This is a genomic window from Streptomyces sp. NPDC096339, assembly GCF_044762985.1.
Classification (GTDB): Bacteria; Actinomycetota; Actinomycetes; order Streptomycetales; family Streptomycetaceae; genus Streptomyces.
The window spans coordinates 1-18,403 of the sequence record NZ_JBIWFI010000008.1; the positions used below are offsets into that span (position 1 = coordinate 1).

16 protein-coding genes and 1 riboswitch are annotated in these 18,403 nt (G+C 70.5%); of the genes, 13 read left to right on the top strand and 3 right to left on the bottom strand.

The window, feature by feature from the left end:
- The first annotated feature begins 171 nt into the window (after positions 1-171).
- The 10 genes from ACIQ5Y_RS13510 to ACIQ5Y_RS13555 all read left to right on the top strand — a co-directional run bounded on the left by ACIQ5Y_RS13510 (position 172) and on the right by ACIQ5Y_RS13555 (position 10,222).
- Positions 172-762 carry a CDP-alcohol phosphatidyltransferase family protein gene (locus tag ACIQ5Y_RS13510; RefSeq protein WP_403879245.1) on the top strand — a complete coding sequence of 197 codons (591 nt, stop codon included), beginning with the start codon at positions 172-174 and terminating at the stop codon, positions 760-762.
- A 97-nt stretch (positions 763-859) separates the two neighbouring features.
- The gene (locus tag ACIQ5Y_RS13515; protein WP_403879247.1) at positions 860-3,355 is read left to right on the top strand and encodes a sugar phosphate nucleotidyltransferase; all 2,496 of its coding nucleotides are present in this window, start codon (positions 860-862) and stop codon (positions 3,353-3,355) included.
- A gap of 113 nt (positions 3,356-3,468) precedes the next feature.
- On the top strand, positions 3,469-4,377 hold the full coding sequence (locus tag ACIQ5Y_RS13520) for a DUF881 domain-containing protein (RefSeq protein WP_403879249.1): 909 nt from the start codon (positions 3,469-3,471) through the stop codon (positions 4,375-4,377).
- Complete coding sequence (locus ACIQ5Y_RS13525; RefSeq protein WP_373040019.1) at positions 4,374-4,706, top strand: small basic family protein; 333 nt, start codon at positions 4,374-4,376, stop codon at positions 4,704-4,706. Before ACIQ5Y_RS13520 ends, ACIQ5Y_RS13525 begins: the two co-directional genes overlap by 4 nt.
- A 5-nt stretch (positions 4,707-4,711) precedes the next feature.
- Positions 4,712-5,545: a DUF881 domain-containing protein gene (locus tag ACIQ5Y_RS13530; RefSeq protein ID WP_403879252.1), complete on the top strand. Its 834-nt coding sequence runs from the start codon at positions 4,712-4,714 to the stop codon at positions 5,543-5,545.
- Between the two features lie 73 nt (positions 5,546-5,618).
- Positions 5,619-6,575 (top strand): FHA domain-containing protein, encoded by a 957-nt coding sequence (locus ACIQ5Y_RS13535; RefSeq protein ID WP_403879254.1) that lies wholly within the window; start codon positions 5,619-5,621, stop codon positions 6,573-6,575.
- Between the two features lie 19 nt (positions 6,576-6,594).
- Positions 6,595-7,368 carry a MerR family transcriptional regulator gene (locus ACIQ5Y_RS13540; RefSeq protein ID WP_403879256.1) on the top strand — a complete coding sequence of 258 codons (774 nt, stop codon included), beginning with the start codon at positions 6,595-6,597 and terminating at the stop codon, positions 7,366-7,368.
- 63 nt (positions 7,369-7,431) lie between these two features.
- On the top strand, positions 7,432-7,905 hold the full coding sequence (locus tag ACIQ5Y_RS13545; RefSeq protein ID WP_384592450.1) for a bifunctional nuclease family protein: 474 nt from the start codon (positions 7,432-7,434) through the stop codon (positions 7,903-7,905).
- Between the two features lie 192 nt (positions 7,906-8,097).
- A complete protein-coding gene (locus tag ACIQ5Y_RS13550; RefSeq protein WP_403879258.1) occupies positions 8,098-8,736 on the top strand; it encodes a MerR family transcriptional regulator in 639 nt (212 codons plus the stop codon).
- A 64-nt stretch (positions 8,737-8,800) separates the two neighbouring features.
- A complete protein-coding gene (locus tag ACIQ5Y_RS13555; protein ID WP_403879260.1) occupies positions 8,801-10,222 on the top strand; it encodes a DNA polymerase IV in 1,422 nt (473 codons plus the stop codon).
- Between the two features lie 456 nt (positions 10,223-10,678).
- Here the strand turns inward: ACIQ5Y_RS13555 and ACIQ5Y_RS13560 are convergent, their stop codons facing one another.
- Positions 10,679-11,044, bottom strand: a complete 366-nt coding sequence (locus ACIQ5Y_RS13560; protein WP_403879262.1) for a PRC-barrel domain-containing protein — start codon at positions 11,042-11,044, stop codon at positions 10,679-10,681.
- 112 nt (positions 11,045-11,156) lie between these two features.
- A riboswitch (glycine riboswitch) is annotated at positions 11,157-11,255 on the top strand.
- 195 nt (positions 11,256-11,450) lie between these two features.
- Between ACIQ5Y_RS13560 and gcvP the strand changes: the two genes are divergently transcribed.
- Positions 11,451-14,336, top strand: a complete 2,886-nt coding sequence (gene gcvP, locus ACIQ5Y_RS13565; RefSeq protein WP_403879264.1) for an aminomethyl-transferring glycine dehydrogenase — start codon at positions 11,451-11,453, stop codon at positions 14,334-14,336.
- A 66-nt stretch (positions 14,337-14,402) separates the two neighbouring features.
- Here the strand turns inward: gcvP and ACIQ5Y_RS13570 are convergent, their stop codons facing one another.
- Both ACIQ5Y_RS13570 and ACIQ5Y_RS13575 read right to left on the bottom strand, forming a co-directional pair.
- On the bottom strand, positions 14,403-14,591 hold the full coding sequence (locus ACIQ5Y_RS13570; RefSeq protein ID WP_329388107.1) for a DUF5999 family protein: 189 nt from the start codon (positions 14,589-14,591) through the stop codon (positions 14,403-14,405).
- Positions 14,592-14,852: 261 nt separating this feature from the next.
- Complete coding sequence (locus tag ACIQ5Y_RS13575; protein ID WP_403879266.1) at positions 14,853-15,473, bottom strand: hypothetical protein; 621 nt, start codon at positions 15,471-15,473, stop codon at positions 14,853-14,855.
- Between the two features lie 492 nt (positions 15,474-15,965).
- Here ACIQ5Y_RS13575 and ACIQ5Y_RS13580 point away from each other — a divergent pair, with 492 nt between their 5' ends.
- Together ACIQ5Y_RS13580 and ACIQ5Y_RS13585 are read left to right on the top strand one after the other, a co-directional pair.
- Positions 15,966-17,480, top strand: coding sequence for a glutamate-cysteine ligase family protein (locus ACIQ5Y_RS13580; protein WP_403879268.1), 1,515 nt, complete (start codon positions 15,966-15,968; stop codon positions 17,478-17,480).
- 102 nt (positions 17,481-17,582) lie between these two features.
- Positions 17,583-18,383, top strand: a complete 801-nt coding sequence (locus tag ACIQ5Y_RS13585; protein ID WP_403879270.1) for a CPBP family intramembrane glutamic endopeptidase — start codon at positions 17,583-17,585, stop codon at positions 18,381-18,383.
- Positions 18,384-18,403: the final 20 nt, after the last annotated feature.

An 18,403-nucleotide genomic window follows, 5' to 3' on the forward strand; every position in this document is an offset into this window, starting at 1 on the left:
GGGGACCCTGTGGGAGAGTAGGACGCCGCCGAACAATCATTGTGGGAAAGCCCCGCACCAGCCCTTCAGGGTTCGGTGCGGGGCTTTTCTGCGTTCCGGGTGCCTGTGCGGACTCCTGTAGGGTCAAGGGGCATCGTTCAACCTTTCTACCGTCACAGTGGAGGCCCCCGGGTGGAGGTCCAGGAGACTCGGGTTCAGACCGACCGAATTTTCACCATTCCGAACATCCTGAGCATGGCTCGCCTGGCCGGCGTGCCCGTGTTCCTGTGGCTGATCCTCGCCGAGTACGACGGGTGGGCCCTGGCCGTACTCATGCTCAGCGGGATCAGTGACTACCTCGACGGGAAGCTCGCACGGCGCTGGAATCAGATCAGCAACCTCGGCCGGCTGCTGGATCCCGCCGCCGACCGGCTGTACATCCTGTCGACGCTCTTCGGTCTGACCTATCGCGAGATTCTTCCCCTGTGGCTGACCGTGGCGTTGCTCGCCCGCGATCTGATGCTGCTGGTCAACGTGTGGATCCTGCGCCGACACGGCTATCCGCCGCCGCAGGTCAACTTCCTCGGGAAGGCCGCCACCTTCAACCTGATGTACGCGTTCCCCTTGTTGCTGCTCAGTGACGGGACGGGTTGGTTGGCCTGGATGGGGTCAGTTTTCGGATGGGCGTTCGCGGGATGGGGTACAACGCTCTACTGGTGGGCAGGAATCCTGTACGTGGTTCAAGTCCGCCGTCTCGTGAAGGCGGACGCCACCGCCGATTGAGCCCGCCCGACCGGAAGCCACGGTGGAGTCGGGGAGTCACCGTCCGAGACGGGTGAGGTCGGCACGACCGTCGTCTCTCAAGGAGGATTCTTCCGACATGAAGGCCGTCGTGATGGCCGGTGGTGAAGGCACACGTCTTCGCCCCATGACCTCGAGCATGCCCAAGCCGCTCCTGCCGGTGGCGAACCGGCCGATCATGGAGCATGTGCTCAGGCTCCTCAAGCGGCATGGGCTCAGTGAGACCGTGGTCACCGTGCAGTTCCTGGCGTCGCTCGTCAAGAATTACTTCGGGGACGGCGAAGAGCTCGGTATGGAGCTCACCTATGCCAACGAGGAGAAGCCACTCGGCACCGCCGGCAGCGTCAAGAATGCCGAAGAGGCCCTGAAGGACGACGCGTTCCTCGTCATTTCCGGCGACGCGCTGACCGACTTCGACCTCACCGACCTGATCCGCTTCCACAAGGAGAAGGGCGCACTCGTCACGGTGTGCCTGACCCGGGTGCCGAACCCGCTGGAATTCGGCATCACGATCGTGGACGAGGAGGGCAAGGTCGAACGGTTCCTGGAGAAGCCGACCTGGGGCCAGGTGTTCTCCGACACCGTGAACACCGGCATCTACGTGATGGAGCCGGAAGTCTTCAACTACGTCGACCCGGACGTCTCGGTCGACTGGTCCGGGGACGTCTTCCCACAGCTGATGAAGGAAGGCCGGCCGATCTTCGGCTACGTGGCCGAGGGCTACTGGGAGGACGTGGGCACGCACGAGAGCTACGTCAAGGCGCAGGCCGACGTGCTCGAGGGCAAGGTCCAGGTCGAGATGGACGGCTTCGAGATCTCGCCGGGCGTGTGGATCGCCGAAGGGGCCGAGGTGAGCCCGGACGCGGTGCTGCGCGGGCCGCTGTACATCGGGGACTACGCGAAGGTCGAAGCCGGTGTGGAGATCCGCGAGCACACCGTCGTCGGGTCGAACGTCGTCGTCAAGAGCGGGGCCTTCCTGCACAAGGCCGTCGTCCACGACAACGTGTACATCGGGCCCCACAGCAACCTCCGCGGCTGCGTGATCGGCAAGAACACCGACATCATGCGCTCCGCGAGGATCGAGGACGGGGCCGTCATCGGCGACGAGTGTCTCGTCGGCGAGGAATCGATCGTCCAGGGGAACGTGCGCGTGTACCCCTTCAAGACGATCGAGGCGGGTGCCTTCGTCAACACCTCGGTGATCTGGGAGTCCCGCGGCCAGGCGCACCTGTTCGGCGCACGCGGCGTCTCCGGCATCCTGAACGTGGAAATCACCCCCGAGGTGGTGGTCCGGCTCGCCGGTGCCTACGCGACCACCCTCAAGAAGGGGGCGATCGTCACCACCGCCCGAGACCACTCCCGAGGCGCCCGGGCGCTGAAGCGCGCGGTGATCTCGGCGCTCCAGGCCAGCGCCATCGAGGTGCGTGACCTGGAGAACGTCCCGCTGCCGGTCGCCCGGCAGCAGACCGCGCGGGGCAGCGCCGGCGGGATCATGCTGAGGACCTCGCCCGGTGTGCCGGACTCCGTGGACATCATGTTCCTGGACGAGCGGGGGGCGGACCTCTCGCAGGCGCAGCAGCGCAAGCTCGACCGGGTCTACGCACGCCAGGAGTACCGGCGCGCCTTCCCCGGAGAGATCGGCGACCTGCACTTCCCGTCGAGCGTCTTCGACTCGTACACCGGATCGCTGCTGAGACAGGTGGACACCACCGGGATCGGTGACGCCGGGCTCAAGGTGGTCGTGGACGCCTCGAACGGCAGCGCCGGTCTCGTCCTGCCCAGCCTGCTCGGGCGTCTCGGGGTCGACGCCCTCACGATCAATCCGGGGCTCGACGAGTCCAGGCCGACGGAGACCGCGGAGTCCCGCCGGGCCGGGCTGGTGCGGCTCGGGGAGATCGTGGCCTCGGCGCGGGCTGCCTTCGGAGTGCGGTTCGACCCGGTCGGCGAGCGGATCTCCCTGGTGGACGAGCGCGGGCGGATCATCGAGGACGACCGGGCGCTGCTGGTACTGCTCGACCTGGTGGCCGCGGAGAAGCGCAGCGGCAAGGTCGCGCTGCCGGTGACCACGACGCGCGTCGCCGAGCAGGTCGCGGCCTACCACGGCACCCAGGTGGAGTGGACGACGACCTCACCCGACGACCTGACCCGGGTGGGCCGGGCCGAGAACACCATCTTCGGTGGAGACGGCCGCGGAGGGTTCATCGTTCCCGAGTTCAGCAGTGTCTTCGACGGCTCGGCCGCCTTCGTCCAGCTGCTCGGGCTGGTGGCGAGGACGCAGCTCACGCTGAGCCAGATCGACGCCCGGATCCCGCGCGCCCACGTCCTCAAGCGGGACGTGCCGACCCCGTGGGCGGTGAAGGGGCTCGTGATGCGGCGGGTCGTGGAAGCGGCCGGAGACCGGCAGGTGGACACCACCGACGGGGTGCGGGTGGTCGAGGCCGACGGGCGGTGGGTCCTGGTCCTGCCCGACCCGGCGGAGGCGGTCACGCACCTGTGGGCCGAAGGTCCCGACGACGCCTCGGCGCAGGCGCTGCTCGACGAGTGGGCGGGCGTGGTGGACGGGGCCGGGCACTGAGCGCCGGGCACTGATCCACGGAGGATCGAAGTCCGGAGGTACGGGCGGGGGGAAGGCCCTCGCCCGTACCGCCGGACGGGCGCATTCGGTGTGTACGGCGCCGACATGCGACGATGTGCGGCATGTCGCAGCCGCCCCACAATCGGAGTTCGGCGTTCCCGGTGCCTCCGCGCCCGGACGCTTCCATGTCGCTGCTGACGCACGTGATGGACCACAGCCTCGACGAGGGCTACGCGGAGGCGTCGGCCCGCCGTGAGGCGGAGGGCACGTCGGGTCTGCCCCGCACCCTCAAGGCCAAGCTGGGGCTCGCCGCCGGACTCGTGCTCGCGGCGCTGGTCGTCACGCTCGGCGCCGCCCAGGCGCAGGTGTCCGCGCCGGTGCTGGCCAAGGAGCGTCAGGAGCTGATCGACCGCGTGGAGCGCGCGGACAACCGCGCGGACGGCCTGGAGCGGGACATCGAGCGGCTCCGGACCGATGTCGCGGACCGCCAGCGTGCGGCGCTCAAGCAGCCCGGCGGGGGACAGGGCGATCTCGTGGCGCTGCTGTCGGGTGCCACGGAAGTGCGGGGCCCCGGGATCAAGCTGGTCGTCGACGACGCCAAGGGCGCCTCCGACGGGGGCGGCGGCGGACCGCGCGAGAGCGCCGGGTTCTCGGACACCGGCCGGGTGCGCGACCGCGACATGCAGAAGATCGTCAACGGGCTGTGGCAGTCCGGGGCGGAGGCCGTCTCCATCAACGGGCAGCGGCTGACGGCGCTCTCGGCGATCAGGGCCGCGGGTGACGCGATACTGGTCGACAACAGGCCGCTGGTGCCGCCCTACGAAGTGCTGGCGGTGGGGGACAAGAAGCGGCTCGGCACGGCCTTCCAGGATTCGGCGGACGGCCAGTACCTGCACGTGCTGCAGGAGAGCTACGGGATCCGCTACACCCTGTCCGCGGCGGACGAGGTGCGGCTGCCGGCCGCGCCGAGCGTGACCGTACGTACAGCTACAGCAGCAGAGCAGCAGAAGGGTGCATCGTGATCGCGGTACTGGGCCTCTTGGTCGGAGTGGTGGCCGGACTTCTGGTCCGGCCCGAAGTGCCGGCCGTGGTGGAGCCTTATCTGCCGATCGCCGTGGTGGCGGCGCTGGACGCCGTGTTCGGCGGCTTGCGCGCGATGCTGGACGGCATCTTCGTGGACAAGGTCTTCGTGGTGTCGTTCCTGTCGAACGTGGTCGTGGCCGCCCTGATCGTCTTCCTCGGCGACAAGCTCGGCGTCGGATCGCAGCTTTCCACGGGTGTCGTCGTCGTCCTCGGCATCCGCATCTTCTCCAACGCCGCGGCCATCCGTCGGCACGTGTTCCGGGCGTGAGGCCGATGAGTACGGACGACACCCCCGAGCAGCCGGGGGCCGCGCAGCAGCCGCCGGAGAACACCCCGGAGCCGCGGAAGGACGTGCCGGAGCCGGCCAAGGACGTGCCGGAGCCCGCCGAACAGACGGGCCGGCAGCGGCTGGCGGCCGGGCTGTGGCCGCCGCGGGTGAGCCGTGCCCAACTGATCGTCGCCCTGCTGCTGTTCGTGCTGGGCCTGGGGCTGGCCATCCAGGTGCGGTCGAACAGCGAGTCCAGCGCGCTGCGCGGAGCCCGCCAGGAGGACCTCGTACGGATCCTCGACGAGCTCGACGGGCGGACCAAGCGCCTCGAGGACGAGAAGCAGCGCCTGGAGGCGCAGCGCAAGGAGCTGGAGAGCAGCTCCAACCAGGCCGAGGAGGCGCGCAAGCAGACCGTGGAGAAGGAGCGCCAACTCGGCATCCTGGCCGGTACGGTGGCAGCGCAGGGGCCGGGCATCACGTTGAAGATCACAGATCCCACGGGCAAGGTGCGGTCCGACCAACTGCTGGACGCGCTCCAGGAGCTGCGGGCGGCCGGGGCCGAGGCGATCCAGATCAACGGCGTGCGCATCGTGGCAGGCTCGTACTTCTCCGATGAGGACGGTGGGGTCGCGATCGACGGTAAGAAGATCACACAGCCTTACGAGTTCAGGGTGATCGGCAAGGCCCAGGATCTGGAGCCCGCGCTCAACATCCCCGGCGGTGTCGTCCAGACGCTGGAGAAGGAGCAGGCCACCGTCGCCGTCACACGGTCGGCGAAGATCGTCGTGGATGCCTTGCGGGCTGCGAAGCAGCCTGACTACGCTCGGTCGTCATCGTGATGATGCGGAGCGGAGAGTGGGCCGGCTCACGCGGGCTGATGCCTGCGGGGGGTCGACGCACCGAAGTCGCGGTGTGTGGTGGAAACTGTCTGGTGGTTACGGACGTTGTGAGAATGTCCGGGTCGGCAGGTGTCTGCATTCGGAGTTCGTCCTGCCCCACGGGCGGGTCTGTTTCGGTCAAGGGGAATCGCCCGTGAAGTTGTTTGAGAAGTTGTTCGGCAAGAAGAACCGCGAAGAGAGCGGCTCGGCACGTCACCGTGCCGGGCAGGGTGACGTGGAAGGGCAGGGCGACCGGCCGCTCTTCCGCGACGAGGTGGCCGGCGCGGGTGACAATTCGGGCGCTTCCGGCGCGTCGACTGTTGACCCTGCTGGTACCGGACGCATAGGTTTCGGTGAACCATCAACCTCAACTACGGGTGGAGGGTTTGCCTCCGACCCGTACGCCACCAATGCCTCCGCGGGGCAGCCGCGGCGCGAGGAGCCGTCCATGTCGGCCGAGCAGATTTGCAGCAGGTGCGGACACCGCAGCGATGCGGCCAGTCGGTTCTGCTCCAACTGCGGGGCGCCGCTGCGGGCGGGTCTGACGCCGGAGCGCGCCTCGGAGACCACGTCCACCATCTCGATCTCGGGCCTCGAGGCCTACGAGGCCGAGGTGTCGGGACAGACGCACGTGTCGTCCTCGCTGTCCCCCGAGGCCCAGGCCGCGGTGGAGGCACTGCCGCCCGGTTCCGCCCTGCTCATCGTGCGGCGCGGTCCCAACTCCGGTAGCCGCTTCCTGCTGGACGGCGAACTGACCACGGCGGGCCGGCACCCGCAGAGCGACATCTTCCTGGACGACGTCACCGTCTCCCGGCGCCATGTCGACTTCCGCAGGGGCCAGGACGGCGGATTCACCGTCTCCGACGTCGGCAGCCTCAACGGCACGTACGTGAACCGGGAACCGATCGACTCCGTCGCCCTGCACAACGGCGACGAGGTGCAGATCGGCAAGTACCGGCTGGTCTTCTACGCGAGCCTGCGGGGCGTCTGACCCGATCTGGGAAGGTCTCATGCTGCGTACCCCGACCGGCGGTGCCTCCAACAACGGCACCGCCGGCGCCGCCGGGCGGCTGGTGAGCATCGGCACCGTGCTCACCACGCTGCGTGACGAGTTCCCCGAAGTCACGATCTCGAAGATCCGTTTCCTGGAGGCGGAAGGGCTCGTCGAGCCCCGGCGCACGCCTTCGGGGTACCGCAAGTTCAGCACCGAGGACGTGGAGCGCCTCGCGCACATCCTGCGGTTGCAGCGTGATCACTACCTCCCGCTGAAGGTCATCCGCGAGCAGCTCGACGCGCTCGCCCGAGGCGAGCAGATCCGCATCCCGGCGCCCACGGCACACACGGACTCGGACGGCACGGTCGATCCCGGCAGCCCCGTGGCCCTCTACGGCGAGGTGGGCCGGGAGAGGCCCACGGTGGCCCGGGTGGGCCGTGCGGAGCTGCTGGCGGCCGCTGAGGTGGACGAGGTGCAGCTGGTCGAATGGGAGTCGTACGGGCTGCTCGCGGAGGCTCCGGGCGGCGGATTCGACGCCGAGGCCGTCACGGTGGCCCGGCTCGTGGCCGATCTGGGGCGCTTCGGACTGGAGCCGAGACACCTGCGCGCCATGAAGGCCGCCGCGGACCGCGAGGCGGGTCTGGTGGAGCAGGTCGTGGCACCGCTGCGCCGCCACCGCAATCCGCAGACCAGGGCGCACGCCGAAGCCACGATGAAGGAACTCGCGGGGCTGTCCGTAAGGCTCCACGAGGCCCTCGTACAGACGGCTCTCGGGGTCCGTCTGAGGTGAGCCGGACGGCCCGAGTGGGGCCCCGACTACCCAAACCTGCCGAGCAGGTCCTAGGGTTGCTGTGTGAACGAGCTCGACGTTGTGGGTGTCCGGGTGGAAATGCCCTCCAACCAACCGATCGTGCTCCTGCGTGAAGTGGGAGGCGACCGGTACCTCCCCATCTGGATCGGACCAGGGGAGGCGACCGCGATCGCCTTCGCGCAGCAGGGCATGGCCCCTGCGCGGCCGCTGACGCACGACCTGTTCAAGGACGTGCTGGAAGCGATCGGCGAGGAGCTCTCCGAGGTCCGGATCACGGATCTGCGGGAGGGCGTCTTCTACGCGGAGCTCGTCTTCGCCAGCGGGGTCGAGGTGAGCGCGAGGCCCTCCGACGCCATAGCGCTGGCCCTGCGGACGGGGACGCCGATCTACGGCAGTGACGGCGTCCTCGACGACGCCGGAATCGCCATTCCGGACGAGCAGGAGGACGAGGTGGAGAAGTTCCGCGAGTTCCTCGACCAGATCTCGCCCGAGGACTTCGGTACCGGCCCGCAGTGAGCGCCGTCCGGGCCGCCCATCGGCCCGGACCGCCGGGAACTTTCAGCCCATTCGAGTAGCCTTTCCCCGCAAGGGGATACGGGAAACCACTCTCAGGGTGATTATCACTCGGCGTGCCGAGTGTGGCGATCGTTGACGCACCCCTGGTGACTGCCTACCTTCAAGGTGGCAGGTCAAGGACGGAGGGTCGGCGTGAGGATCACGGGCGACGGTACGACCGGGGGCACCCCCGCGCGGAGTGACGGGGGACCGTACCCGCTGCACGGCAGTGCGGTCGGTTCCGCGCGCCGTCAGCCGGATTCGACGCCGGTCGGACAGGTGGGCGGCGACCAGACGCCCGCGCAGATCGGATACCGGGGGCCGACGGCGTGCGCCGCGGCCGGCATCACCTATCGGCAGCTCGACTACTGGGCGCGCACCGGGCTCGTGGAGCCGAGCGTGCGGCCCGCGTACGGGTCGGGCACCCAGCGTCTCTACAGCTTCCGGGACGTGGTGGTCCTCAAGATCGTCAAGCGCTTCCTGGACACCGGGGTGGCGCTGCAGAACATCCGCACGGCCGTGCAGCACCTGCGGGACCGCGGGTTCCGCGACCTGGAGCGCATGACGCTGATGAGCGACGGCGCCACCGTGTACGAGTGCACCTCCCCGGACCAGGTCGTGAGCCTGCTCCAGGGCGGACAGGGCGTCTTCGGCATCGCCGTGGGCGTCGTGTGGCGCGACGTCGAGAGCGCGCTGTCGCAGCTGCACGGGGAGCGCGTGGACACCGGCGAGACCCTGGTCGGGCACAACCCGGCGGACGAGCTCGCGGCGCGCCGCAACCGCGCCGTCTGAGCGCGGGGGCGGCCCCCGGAAATCCGGCATGGAAATGTCAGAGGCGTAGGGCAGCATCGGGGCTGTGAGAGCCGCGCCGACCATCCTCCATCTGGACATGGACGCCTTCTACGCCTCGGTGGAGCAGGCGTCGAAGCCGAGCCTGCGGGGCAAGGCCGTCATCGTCGGCGGCCTCGGTCCGCGGGGGGTCGTCGCGACCGCCTCGTACGAAGCCAGGCGGTTCGGGGTGCACTCCGCGATGCCGACCGCGCAGGCGAGGCGGCTCTGCCCGAACGGTGCCTACCTCATCCCGCGCTTCAGCCTCTACCGCGAGGTCAGCGACCAGGTGATGGCGCTTCTGCGGGCACTGTCGCCACTGGTGGAGCCGCTGAGCCTCGACGAGGCCTTCGTGGACCTGGAGGCGGGCGGGGTCGCCTTCGACTCGGCGAGCGCCCTGGCGACGGGGGAGCGGCTGCGGGCGGACATCCGGGGCGTTACGGGGCTCAGCGGGTCGGTGGGGCTGGCCGGGTCGAAGATGCTGGCCAAGGTGGCGTCCGAGGAGGCCAAGCCGAACGGGCTGCTGCTGATCGAGCCGGGGACGGAACGGGAGCTCCTCGCGCCGATGTCGGTGCGGACCCTGCCGGGCGTCGGACCGGCCACCGGGGAGCACCTGCGGCGGGCCGGGATCACCACCGTGGGGGAGCTGGCGGAGGCCGGGGAGGACGAGCTGGTCCGGATGGTCGGGCGCGCGCACGGCGTGGGCCTGTACCGGATGGCGCTGGGGCTGGACGACCGGCCGGTGGTCGCCGAGAGGGACGCGAAGTCGGTCTCGGTCGAGGACACCTTCGACGTGGACCTGCACGACCGGGTCCGGATCCGGGGCGAGGTGCAGAGGCTGGCGGACCGGTGCGTGCGGAGGCTGCGCGAATCGGGGCACTCCGGGCGCACGATCGTGCTGAAGGTGCGGCGGTACGACTTCTCGACGCTGACGCGCTCCGAGACGCTGCGGGGCCCCACGGACGACCCCGCAGTGGTGCGCGAGGCCGCCGCGCGGCTCCTGGAGGGCGTGGACACCACGGGCGGGGTGCGGCTGCTGGGGGTGGGCGTGACGGGGCTGGCGGACTACACGCAGGAGGACCTCTTCGCGCAGGCGGCGGTGGGCCGTGCCGAGGAGGCGGAGGGGGCCGAGGGGGCCGCCGAGCCGCCGGACGAGGCCGCACCGGCCGCCGGGCCCGAGGCGTCCTTGGACCCGTGGTCCGCGGCGCCGGGGGCGGAGCCCGAGCCCGCTGCGGAGCGTCGGTGGATGGCCGGGGTCGACGTACTCCATTCGGTGTACGGGCCGGGGTGGGTGCAGGGCAGCGGGGTGGGGCGGGTGACGGTGCGGTTCGAGCAGCCGGGATCGGAGCCGGGGCGGGTCCGGACCTTCCGGGTGGACGATCCGGAGCTGGAGCCGTCCGACCCACTGCCGCTGGTGGGGGCCGCGAATGCGGGTACCGCGGGCGGGTGACGGCCCTTTCAGCCTCGCCGGCGTTTGAGGCGCGGGGTCTGGGGCCGGAGCCCCAGGACGGGTCCGGGCGGAACCCTGGGGGCTTTACAGCCCGTCCGGCGTTTGAGGCCGGGGGTACCTCCCAGCGGTAGCTGGGGGAGGGTCCGGGCGGAGCCCCGGGGAACGGTGGAAGGGCGGGTAGGGGACGGCTCCGCGCAGCGGCACCCCGGTCCGGGCCGCGCCTAACGGCCGTCGGGGCCGGGCGCGCGCCGGGGCACCTCGTCGGGCGTCGAACGTGCAGGGGCAGCGGACAAGTACGACGTGGCCGCGTTCGACGCCCTGCGGGGGCGCCCCACCGCACACCCGACCCCGCCGGCGCGGGAGCACGGGCCGCCCCGCCGCGCGCCCGACCCGGCCGCGCGGAGCACACCGGCACGCCGCGGGGCCGGGTGGGTGCGCGGCGAGGCTGGGTCCGGTTCAGTCGTCGTCGCCCGCCAGGTGGCCGAAGTCGCGTTGGAAGTCCGTGGGGAGCGTCACGTCCAGGCCGTAGTGGTGGTAGAGCTGGAGCTCCTGTTCGGGGGAGAGGTGGCGGCCGACGCCGAAGTCGGGGGCGTCCTTGATCAGGGAGCGGTCGAAGGGCACCCGCAGGGCGTCGTCCACCAGCTCGCTCGGCTCCAGCGGAACGAACGCGTCCCGGCTGAACAGGCCCGTACGGACGGCGGCCCATTCCGGGACGCCCGTGGCATCGTCGAGGTAGACCTCGTCCACGGTGCCGATCTTGGTGCCATTGCGGTCGAACGCCTTGCGGCCGATCAGGCTGCGCGGATCGATGTCGGTCTGCACGGTCCCTCCAAATGGTCGCAACTCCTCCGTAATGACTACAGAAGTGCATATCCCAAGAAGAGGCCACTCGGGGAGGGTCCGGATCCTCGCTGGTAGGCTGGGTGCCGGCTGTCGACCCTGTGCGGGAGAGTCCTCCGAGTGAGAACGACGGAGGCGCCGAAGGAGCAAATCCTCCCCGGAATCTCTCAGGCATACGTACCGCACGGACGAGGCCACTCTGGAAAGCAGGGGTGGGTGCCGGGCGCGCAGTGCCGGTTCCCCTCCTCACCGACGGTGAAAGCCGGTGGCTCGAGCGACCCTCTAGCGACCGGTGAAACTCTCAGGTTGAGATGACAGAGGGGGAGGCCGTCCGGGTGCCCGCGCCGTGGTGCCCCTCGCAGGTCGTACGACCAGGAGGCCTCCGTACATGACCGCCAACCGCATTCCGCTCTCCCAGCTGGAGCGAGGCATCCCCTTCGAGCAGCGCCACATCGGTCCGGACGCCGAGGCGCAGGCGAAGATGCTCGCTCAGGTGGGTTACGGCTCGCTGGACGAACTGACCGCCGCCGCGGTACCGGATGTGATCAAGACCGCCGAGGCGCTGAACCTGCCCGAGGCGCGGACCGAGGCCGAGGTGCTGGCCGAGCTGCGTTCGCTCGCCGACCGCAACCAGGTCCTGTCGTCGATGATCGGTCTCGGTTACTACGGGACCTTCACGCCTCCGGTGATCCTCCGCAACGTCATGGAGAACCCGGCCTGGTACACGGCGTACACGCCGTACCAGCCGGAGATCTCGCAGGGCCGCCTCGAGGCGCTCCTGAACTTCCAGACCCTCGTCGCGGACCTCACCGGCCTGCCGACCTCGGGTGCCTCGCTGCTCGACGAGGGCACCGCGGCCGCCGAGGCCATGTCGCTGGCCCGCCGCGTGGGCAAGGTCAAGGGCGGCGTCTTCCTGATCGACGCCGACGCCCTGCCGCAGACCATCGCGGTGATCGAGACCCGCGCCGAGCCGACCGGTGTCGAGGTGGTCGTCGCCGACCTGAGCGACGGCATCCCCGCCGAGATCGCCGAGCGCGGCGTCTTCGGCGTGCTGCTCCAGTACCCGGGTGCCTCCGGCGCCGTGCGGGAGATCAAGCCGGTCATCGACCAGGCGCACGAGCTCGGTGCGATCGTCACCGTCTCGGCCGACCTGCTCGCCCTGACGCTGCTGACCTCCCCGGGCGAGCTGGGCGCGGACATCGCCGTCGGCACCACGCAGCGCTTCGGCGTCCCGATGGGCTTCGGCGGACCGCACGCCGGCTACATGGCCGTCCAGGCCAAGCACGCCCGCTCCCTGCCGGGCCGCCTCGTCGGCGTCTCCGTGGACGCGGACGGCAACAAGGCGTACCGTCTGGCGCTGCAGACCCGCGAGCAGCACATCCGCCGCGAGAAGGCCACCAGCAACATCTGTACCGCGCAGGTGCTGCTCGCCGTCATGGCCGCCATGTACGCGGTCTACCACGGCCCGGACGGCCTGCGGACGATCGCCCGCCGCACCCACCGCTACGCGACCCTGCTCGCCGCGGGTCTGACGGCCGGCGGCGTGGAGATCGTGCACGGCGCGTACTTCGACACGATCACCGCCCGCGTCCCGGGCCGCGCCGCCGAGGTCGTGGCCGCCGCCCGCGAGGGCGGGGTCAACCTGCACCAGGCCGACGCGGACCACGTCTCCATCGCCTGCGACGAGACCACCCTGCGCGCCGACATCGAGGCCGTCTGGGCCGCCTTCGGTGTCAGCGCCGACATCGAGGCGCTGGACGAGACCTCGGCGGACACCCTCCCCGAGGGCCTGCTGCGCTCGGACGCCTACCTGACGCACCCGGTCTTCCACCAGCACCGCTCCGAGACCGCGATGCTGCGCTACCTGCGCAAGCTCTCGGACAAGGACTACGCGCTCGACCGCGGCATGATCCCGCTGGGCTCCTGCACGATGAAGCTCAACGCGACCACCGAGATGGAGCCGGTGACCTGGCCCGAATTCGGCCAGCTGCACCCCTTCGCCCCGGTGGAGCAGGCCGAGGGCTACCTCACGCTCATCAACGAGCTGGAGGAACGTCTCTCCGAGGTCACCGGCTACGACAAGGTCTCCATCCAGCCGAACGCCGGTTCGCAGGGTGAGCTCGCCGGTCTGCTGGCCGTACGCGCCTACCACCGTGCGAACGGCGACGAGCAGCGCACCGTCTGCCTCATCCCGTCCTCCGCGCACGGCACCAACGCCGCCAGCGCCGTGATGGCCGGCATGAAGGTCGTCGTCGTCAAGACCGCCGACGACGGCGAGGTGGACGCGGACGACCTGCGCGCCAAGATCGAGCAGTACCGCGACGAGCTCTCCGTGCTGATGATCACCTACCCGTCCACGCACGGCGTGTTCGAGGAGCACGTCGCCGACATCTGCGCCCAGGTGCACGAGGCCGGCGGCCAGGTCTACGTGGACGGCGCGAACCTCAACGCCCTGGTGGGTCTGGCCAAGCCGGGTCACTTCGGCGGCGACGTCTCGCACCTGAACCTGCACAAGACCTTCTGCATCCCGCACGGCGGCGGCGGTCCGGGCGTCGGTCCGGTCGGTGTCCGGGCGCACCTGGCCCCGTACCTGCCCAACCACCCGCTCCAGCCGACCGCCGGTCCGGAGACCGGCGTCGGCCCGATCTCGGCCGCGCCGTGGGGCTCCGCCGGCATCCTGCCGATCTCCTGGTCGTACGTGCGCCTCATGGGCGGCGAGGGCCTCAAGCGCGCCACCCAGGTCGCGGTGCTCGGCGCCAACTACATCGCCAAGCGCCTGGAGCCGCACTACCCGGTGCTCTACACGGGCCCGGGTGACCTGGTCGCGCACGAGTGCATCATCGACCTGCGTCCGCTGTCGAAGGAGACGGGCGTCAGCGTCGACGACATCGCCAAGCGCCTGATCGACTACGGCTTCCACGCGCCGACCATGTCGTTCCCGGTCGCCGGCACGCTGATGATCGAGCCGACGGAGTCCGAGGACCTCGCCGAGATCGACCGCTTCTGCGACGCGATGATCGCCATCCGCGGCGAGATCGAGCGGGTCGCGGGCGGCGAGTGGCCGGTCGACGACAACCCGCTGGCCAACGCCCCGCACACCGCCGCGGCGCTGGGCGGCGAGTGGAACCACCCGTACACCCGTGACGAGGCCGTGTTCCCGGGCGGGGTCACGGCCGCCGAGAAGTACTGGCCGCCGGTGCGCCGCATCGACGGTGCGTTCGGTGACCGGAACCTGGTGTGCTCCTGCCCGCCGCTGGACGAGTACGACAACTGACCGATGACGAAGGGGCCGGTCCGGGAGGTTCTCCCGGGCCGGCCCCTTCGTCGTTCCCGATCCGTCCTATGCCACCGCGAGCGGCCGGTGCGGGGCGATGATCTGGCCGTCCGGAAGCAGTTCGCCGGTGTCCTCGAAGAGCAGGACGCCGTTGCACAGCAGGCTCCAGCCCTGCTCCGGGTGGTTGGCCACCGGGCGGGCCGCCTCCCGGTCGGCGGATTCGGCTGACGGGCAGGCTGGCTGGTGCTGGCACATGGATGCGTTCTTTCGCTGCGACGTGGTCTGTGTGCTACGGCTCGATGCGTGATTCATGGCCGTCCCCCTGGATCATCCCCGCACCCGCGGGGAGCGTGTCCTCAGTCTTCCCCCAGGACAGCCGCTTCGCAGGGATTTCCCGCCGGCTGTCCTCACAGATTGATGACGCATCACTCGTGCGGGCGGTTCAGGCCAACTCCCCTGTCATTTCGGATGGTTCGGCGGTGGCCCGGGCGGACTAACCCGAATGGGCCAATCGGGTCAGGCGGCCGGAGCGGCCAGGGAGGGCGGGATCGGCGGGGTCGCGGGGGTGAGCCGGTGGGTCATCACGGGCAGCAGCTCGGAGACCGGATGCGGCCGGTACGCGGCGATGCCGGGCGGGGCCGGAGCCAGGGGCACCAGCAGGTCCTCGCCCGCGGGCAGGCCGGCGGAGGGATCGGCGCCGACCGCCCCGTGCAGCCACAGCGTCAGCATGTACAGCTCCGGTACGGACAGCAGCCGAGGCTGGTACCCCTTGCCGAGCGACTCCGCCTGGCGCAGGGCGCGTTCGGTGGCCGCGACGTACGGGCCCTCGAAGAAGTGGGAGAAGGTCCAGCCGTCCGGCGTCAGACGCGTATCGGCCGCGGCGACGAACCGGTCGCCGCTGCGGATGAGGAACCGCCAGCCGGTGAGCCGGGTGCGCGGCGGCCTGCCGCCGGCCGCCAGATTGGACATGCCCAGCCGGTCGAGGACGTGGACCGGGAGGGGGAGTTCGGCGGTCACCGGCCCTTGGAGTGCGCGCAGGGCGGGAGTGTGCGCCTCGTTGACCGCGGTGGGGGAACCGAGAGCCGCGAGGACACTGCGCAGGGCGGACGCGGGAGCCGGAGGGACGTGCAGCGGCATGGTGGGTCGCCTCTCACTTGGGAGACCTGTGGAAGGGGGAGGTGCGGACGGCGCTGTCGCATTCTGGGGCCAGAGGGGGGCTGAGGGGCAATGGCCGCGCGCCAACTCTCTGCCTCGTTTGCGGAGTTTATACGACATGTGTTCACGCAGTGTTTCGGCTAGCTGTCCCGCCTATTGCCGACAAGGCGCTTACCGGTCCCGCTGACATGGCATTCATGCCGGATGGGCGCGAACATGTCGCGCTGACCTCGGAGGTTACCGGACGGGGGCCCGGCTGAAAAGCGTCGGTTATCCAGAACGGGCAAAGGCGAGGCGGAATTTGCACGAGTCGGCTTGCCAGGTGAATGTGCCGGAGCGCCCTTCGGCCAAACCGGCGCGCGCTCCGCGCAGTGCACGCCCCCCGGGCGTTATGGATCACGCTGTCGGGGCATCATCGACCGTAACGCGCGCCTGGGTGCCCAGGGCCAGGCCCAGTCGAGGAGGGACGCTTCGATGGGGGAGAAGGTCGTGGCGGGCGGATTCGACCTGTCCGATCGGCAGAGGTATCGAAGGAAGCTCCACGAGTGTCTGGAGGGACTGGAGCGACTTCTGGCGGAGGGGAGGTTCGATCGCCCGAAGAACATGATGGGACTGGAGATCGAGTTGAATCTCGCCGGTGCCGACGGGCTGCCGAGAATGGTGAATGCGGAGGTGCTGGAGCGGATTGCGAGTACGGATTTCCAGACCGAACTGGGAATGTTCAACCTGGAGGTGAACGTCCTCCCGCACAGGCTCGGCGGTCGCGTATTCGACCGGCTCGCCGAGGAACTCAGCGCGGGGCTGGGCTACGCCCACCGGCAGGCCGTGGAGATCGACGCCGGGGTGGTGATGATCGGAATTCTGCCGACGATCTCGCGCGGCGACCTGGTCGCCGCCAACCTGTCGGCGGTGGACCGGTACTCGCTGCTGAACGAGCAGATCCTGATGATGCGCGGCGAGGACTTCACTCTCGACATCGAGGGTGTCGAGCGGCTGACCTGGACCTCCGGGTCGATCGTGCCGGAAGCCGCCTGCACCTCCGTACAACTGCACCTCCAGGTCACGCCGGCCCGCTTCTCGGACGTGTGGAACGCCGCGCAGGCGGTGGCGGCCGTCCAGATAGCCGTCGGCGCGAACTCGCCCTTCCTGTTCGGGCGCGAGCTGTGGCGGGAGTCGCGGCCGCCGCTGTTCACGCAGGCCACCGACACCCGGCCGGTCGAGCTCCAGGCGCAGGGGGTGCGCCCGCGCACCTGGTTCGGGGAGCGGTGGGTGGACTCCGCGTACGAGCTCTTCGCCGAGAACGTCCGCTACTTCCCCTCCCTGCTGCCGATCTGCGACGAGGAGGAGCCGCTGCGGGTGCTGGACGAGGGCGGGGTGCCCCGGCTGCAGGAACTCGTCCTGCACAACGGCACGGTCTACCGCTGGAACCGGCCCGTGTACGGGGTCGCCGACGGGGCGCCGCACCTGAGGGTGGAGAACCGGGTGCTGCCGGCCGGGCCCACCGTCGCCGACGTCGTCGCCAACGCCGCCTTCTACTACGGGCTCGTACGCACCCTCGCGGACGAGCCGCGCCCGGTGTGGACCAGGCTGCCCTTCGCCGAGGCGGAGGCCAACTTCGACGCGGCCTGCCGGTACGGGATCGAGGCGCGCGTGCGGTGGCCGCGCCGGGGCCGGGCCGGGGGACTGGTGAGCGTACCGGCGGTGCGGCTGGTGCTGGACGAACTGCTGCCGATGGCGGCGGCCGGGCTGGACGCCTGGGGCATCGAACCCGCGGACCGCGACCACTACCTCGGCATCATCGAGGAGCGCTGCCGACGGAGGGTGAACGGGGCGACCTGGCAGGTGGACACCTACCACCAGGCCCTCGCGGCCGGGCTGGAGCGGGACGAGGCGCTGGCCGCGACCACCCGGCGCTACAGCGAGCTGATGCACAAGGGCGATCCCGTGCACACCTGGCCCGTGGGGTTGGGGGGTGCGGACCCGGCCTGACCGGCCGCCCGCCCCCGGGTTCCGTGATCCCGTTCCGCCGCCGAGGAGGCAGTATGGGGTGGTCGGGACAGGGTGGCTGGGTGGCAGGGACAGGAGTCGGGCGTGCGGGTGGAGCCGGAACCGGTGGACGTGGAACTGCGCGGGGAGGGGCGGCGCGGCCTGCTGCGGACGGAGACGCTGCTCGTCCTCGCGCTGTCCCTGGGGGCGAGCGCCTTCTCCTCGCTGATCAGCTTCATCGGCTCGCTCACCAAACCGGGCGGGCTCAAGGACCAGGCCGCCACGCTCAACGCCTCGCACGCCCCGGGCCGGCCCTGGCTGGACCTGGCCTGGCAGCTCTTCGGGATCGCGACCGCACTGGTCCCCGTACTGCTCGTCGCCCACTTCCTGACGCGCGAGGGGGCGCCCGGGTTGCGGGTGCTCGGCTTCGACCGCACCCGGCCCTGGTGGGACCTGGGCCGGGGCGCGCTCGTCGCGGCCGGGATCGGCAGCGCGGGGCTCGCCTTCTACCTGGCCGCGCGGGCGAGCGGGGCCAACCTCACGGTGGTGCCGGAGGCGCTGCCCGACGTGTGGTGGAAGTTCCCCGTGCTGATCCTCTCCGCGGTGCAGAACGCCGTGGTGGAGGAGGTCATCGTGCTGGCCTACCTGCTGCGCAGACTCGGCCAGCTGGGCTGGTCGCCGATGGCCGCGCTGCTCGCCAGTTCGGTGCTGCGCGGTTCGTACCACCTCTACCAGGGCATCGGCGGCTTCATCGGCAACATGGTGATGGGCGTCGTCTTCGTGCTCGCCTATCGCCGCTGGGGGCGGGTGGGGCCGCTCGTCGTCGCTCACGCGCTGCTCGACATCGTGGCCTTCGGCGGGTACGCGCTCCTCGCGGGCAAGGTGGGATGGCTGCCGACGCCCTGAGCCGGGGCGCGGCCACGCGG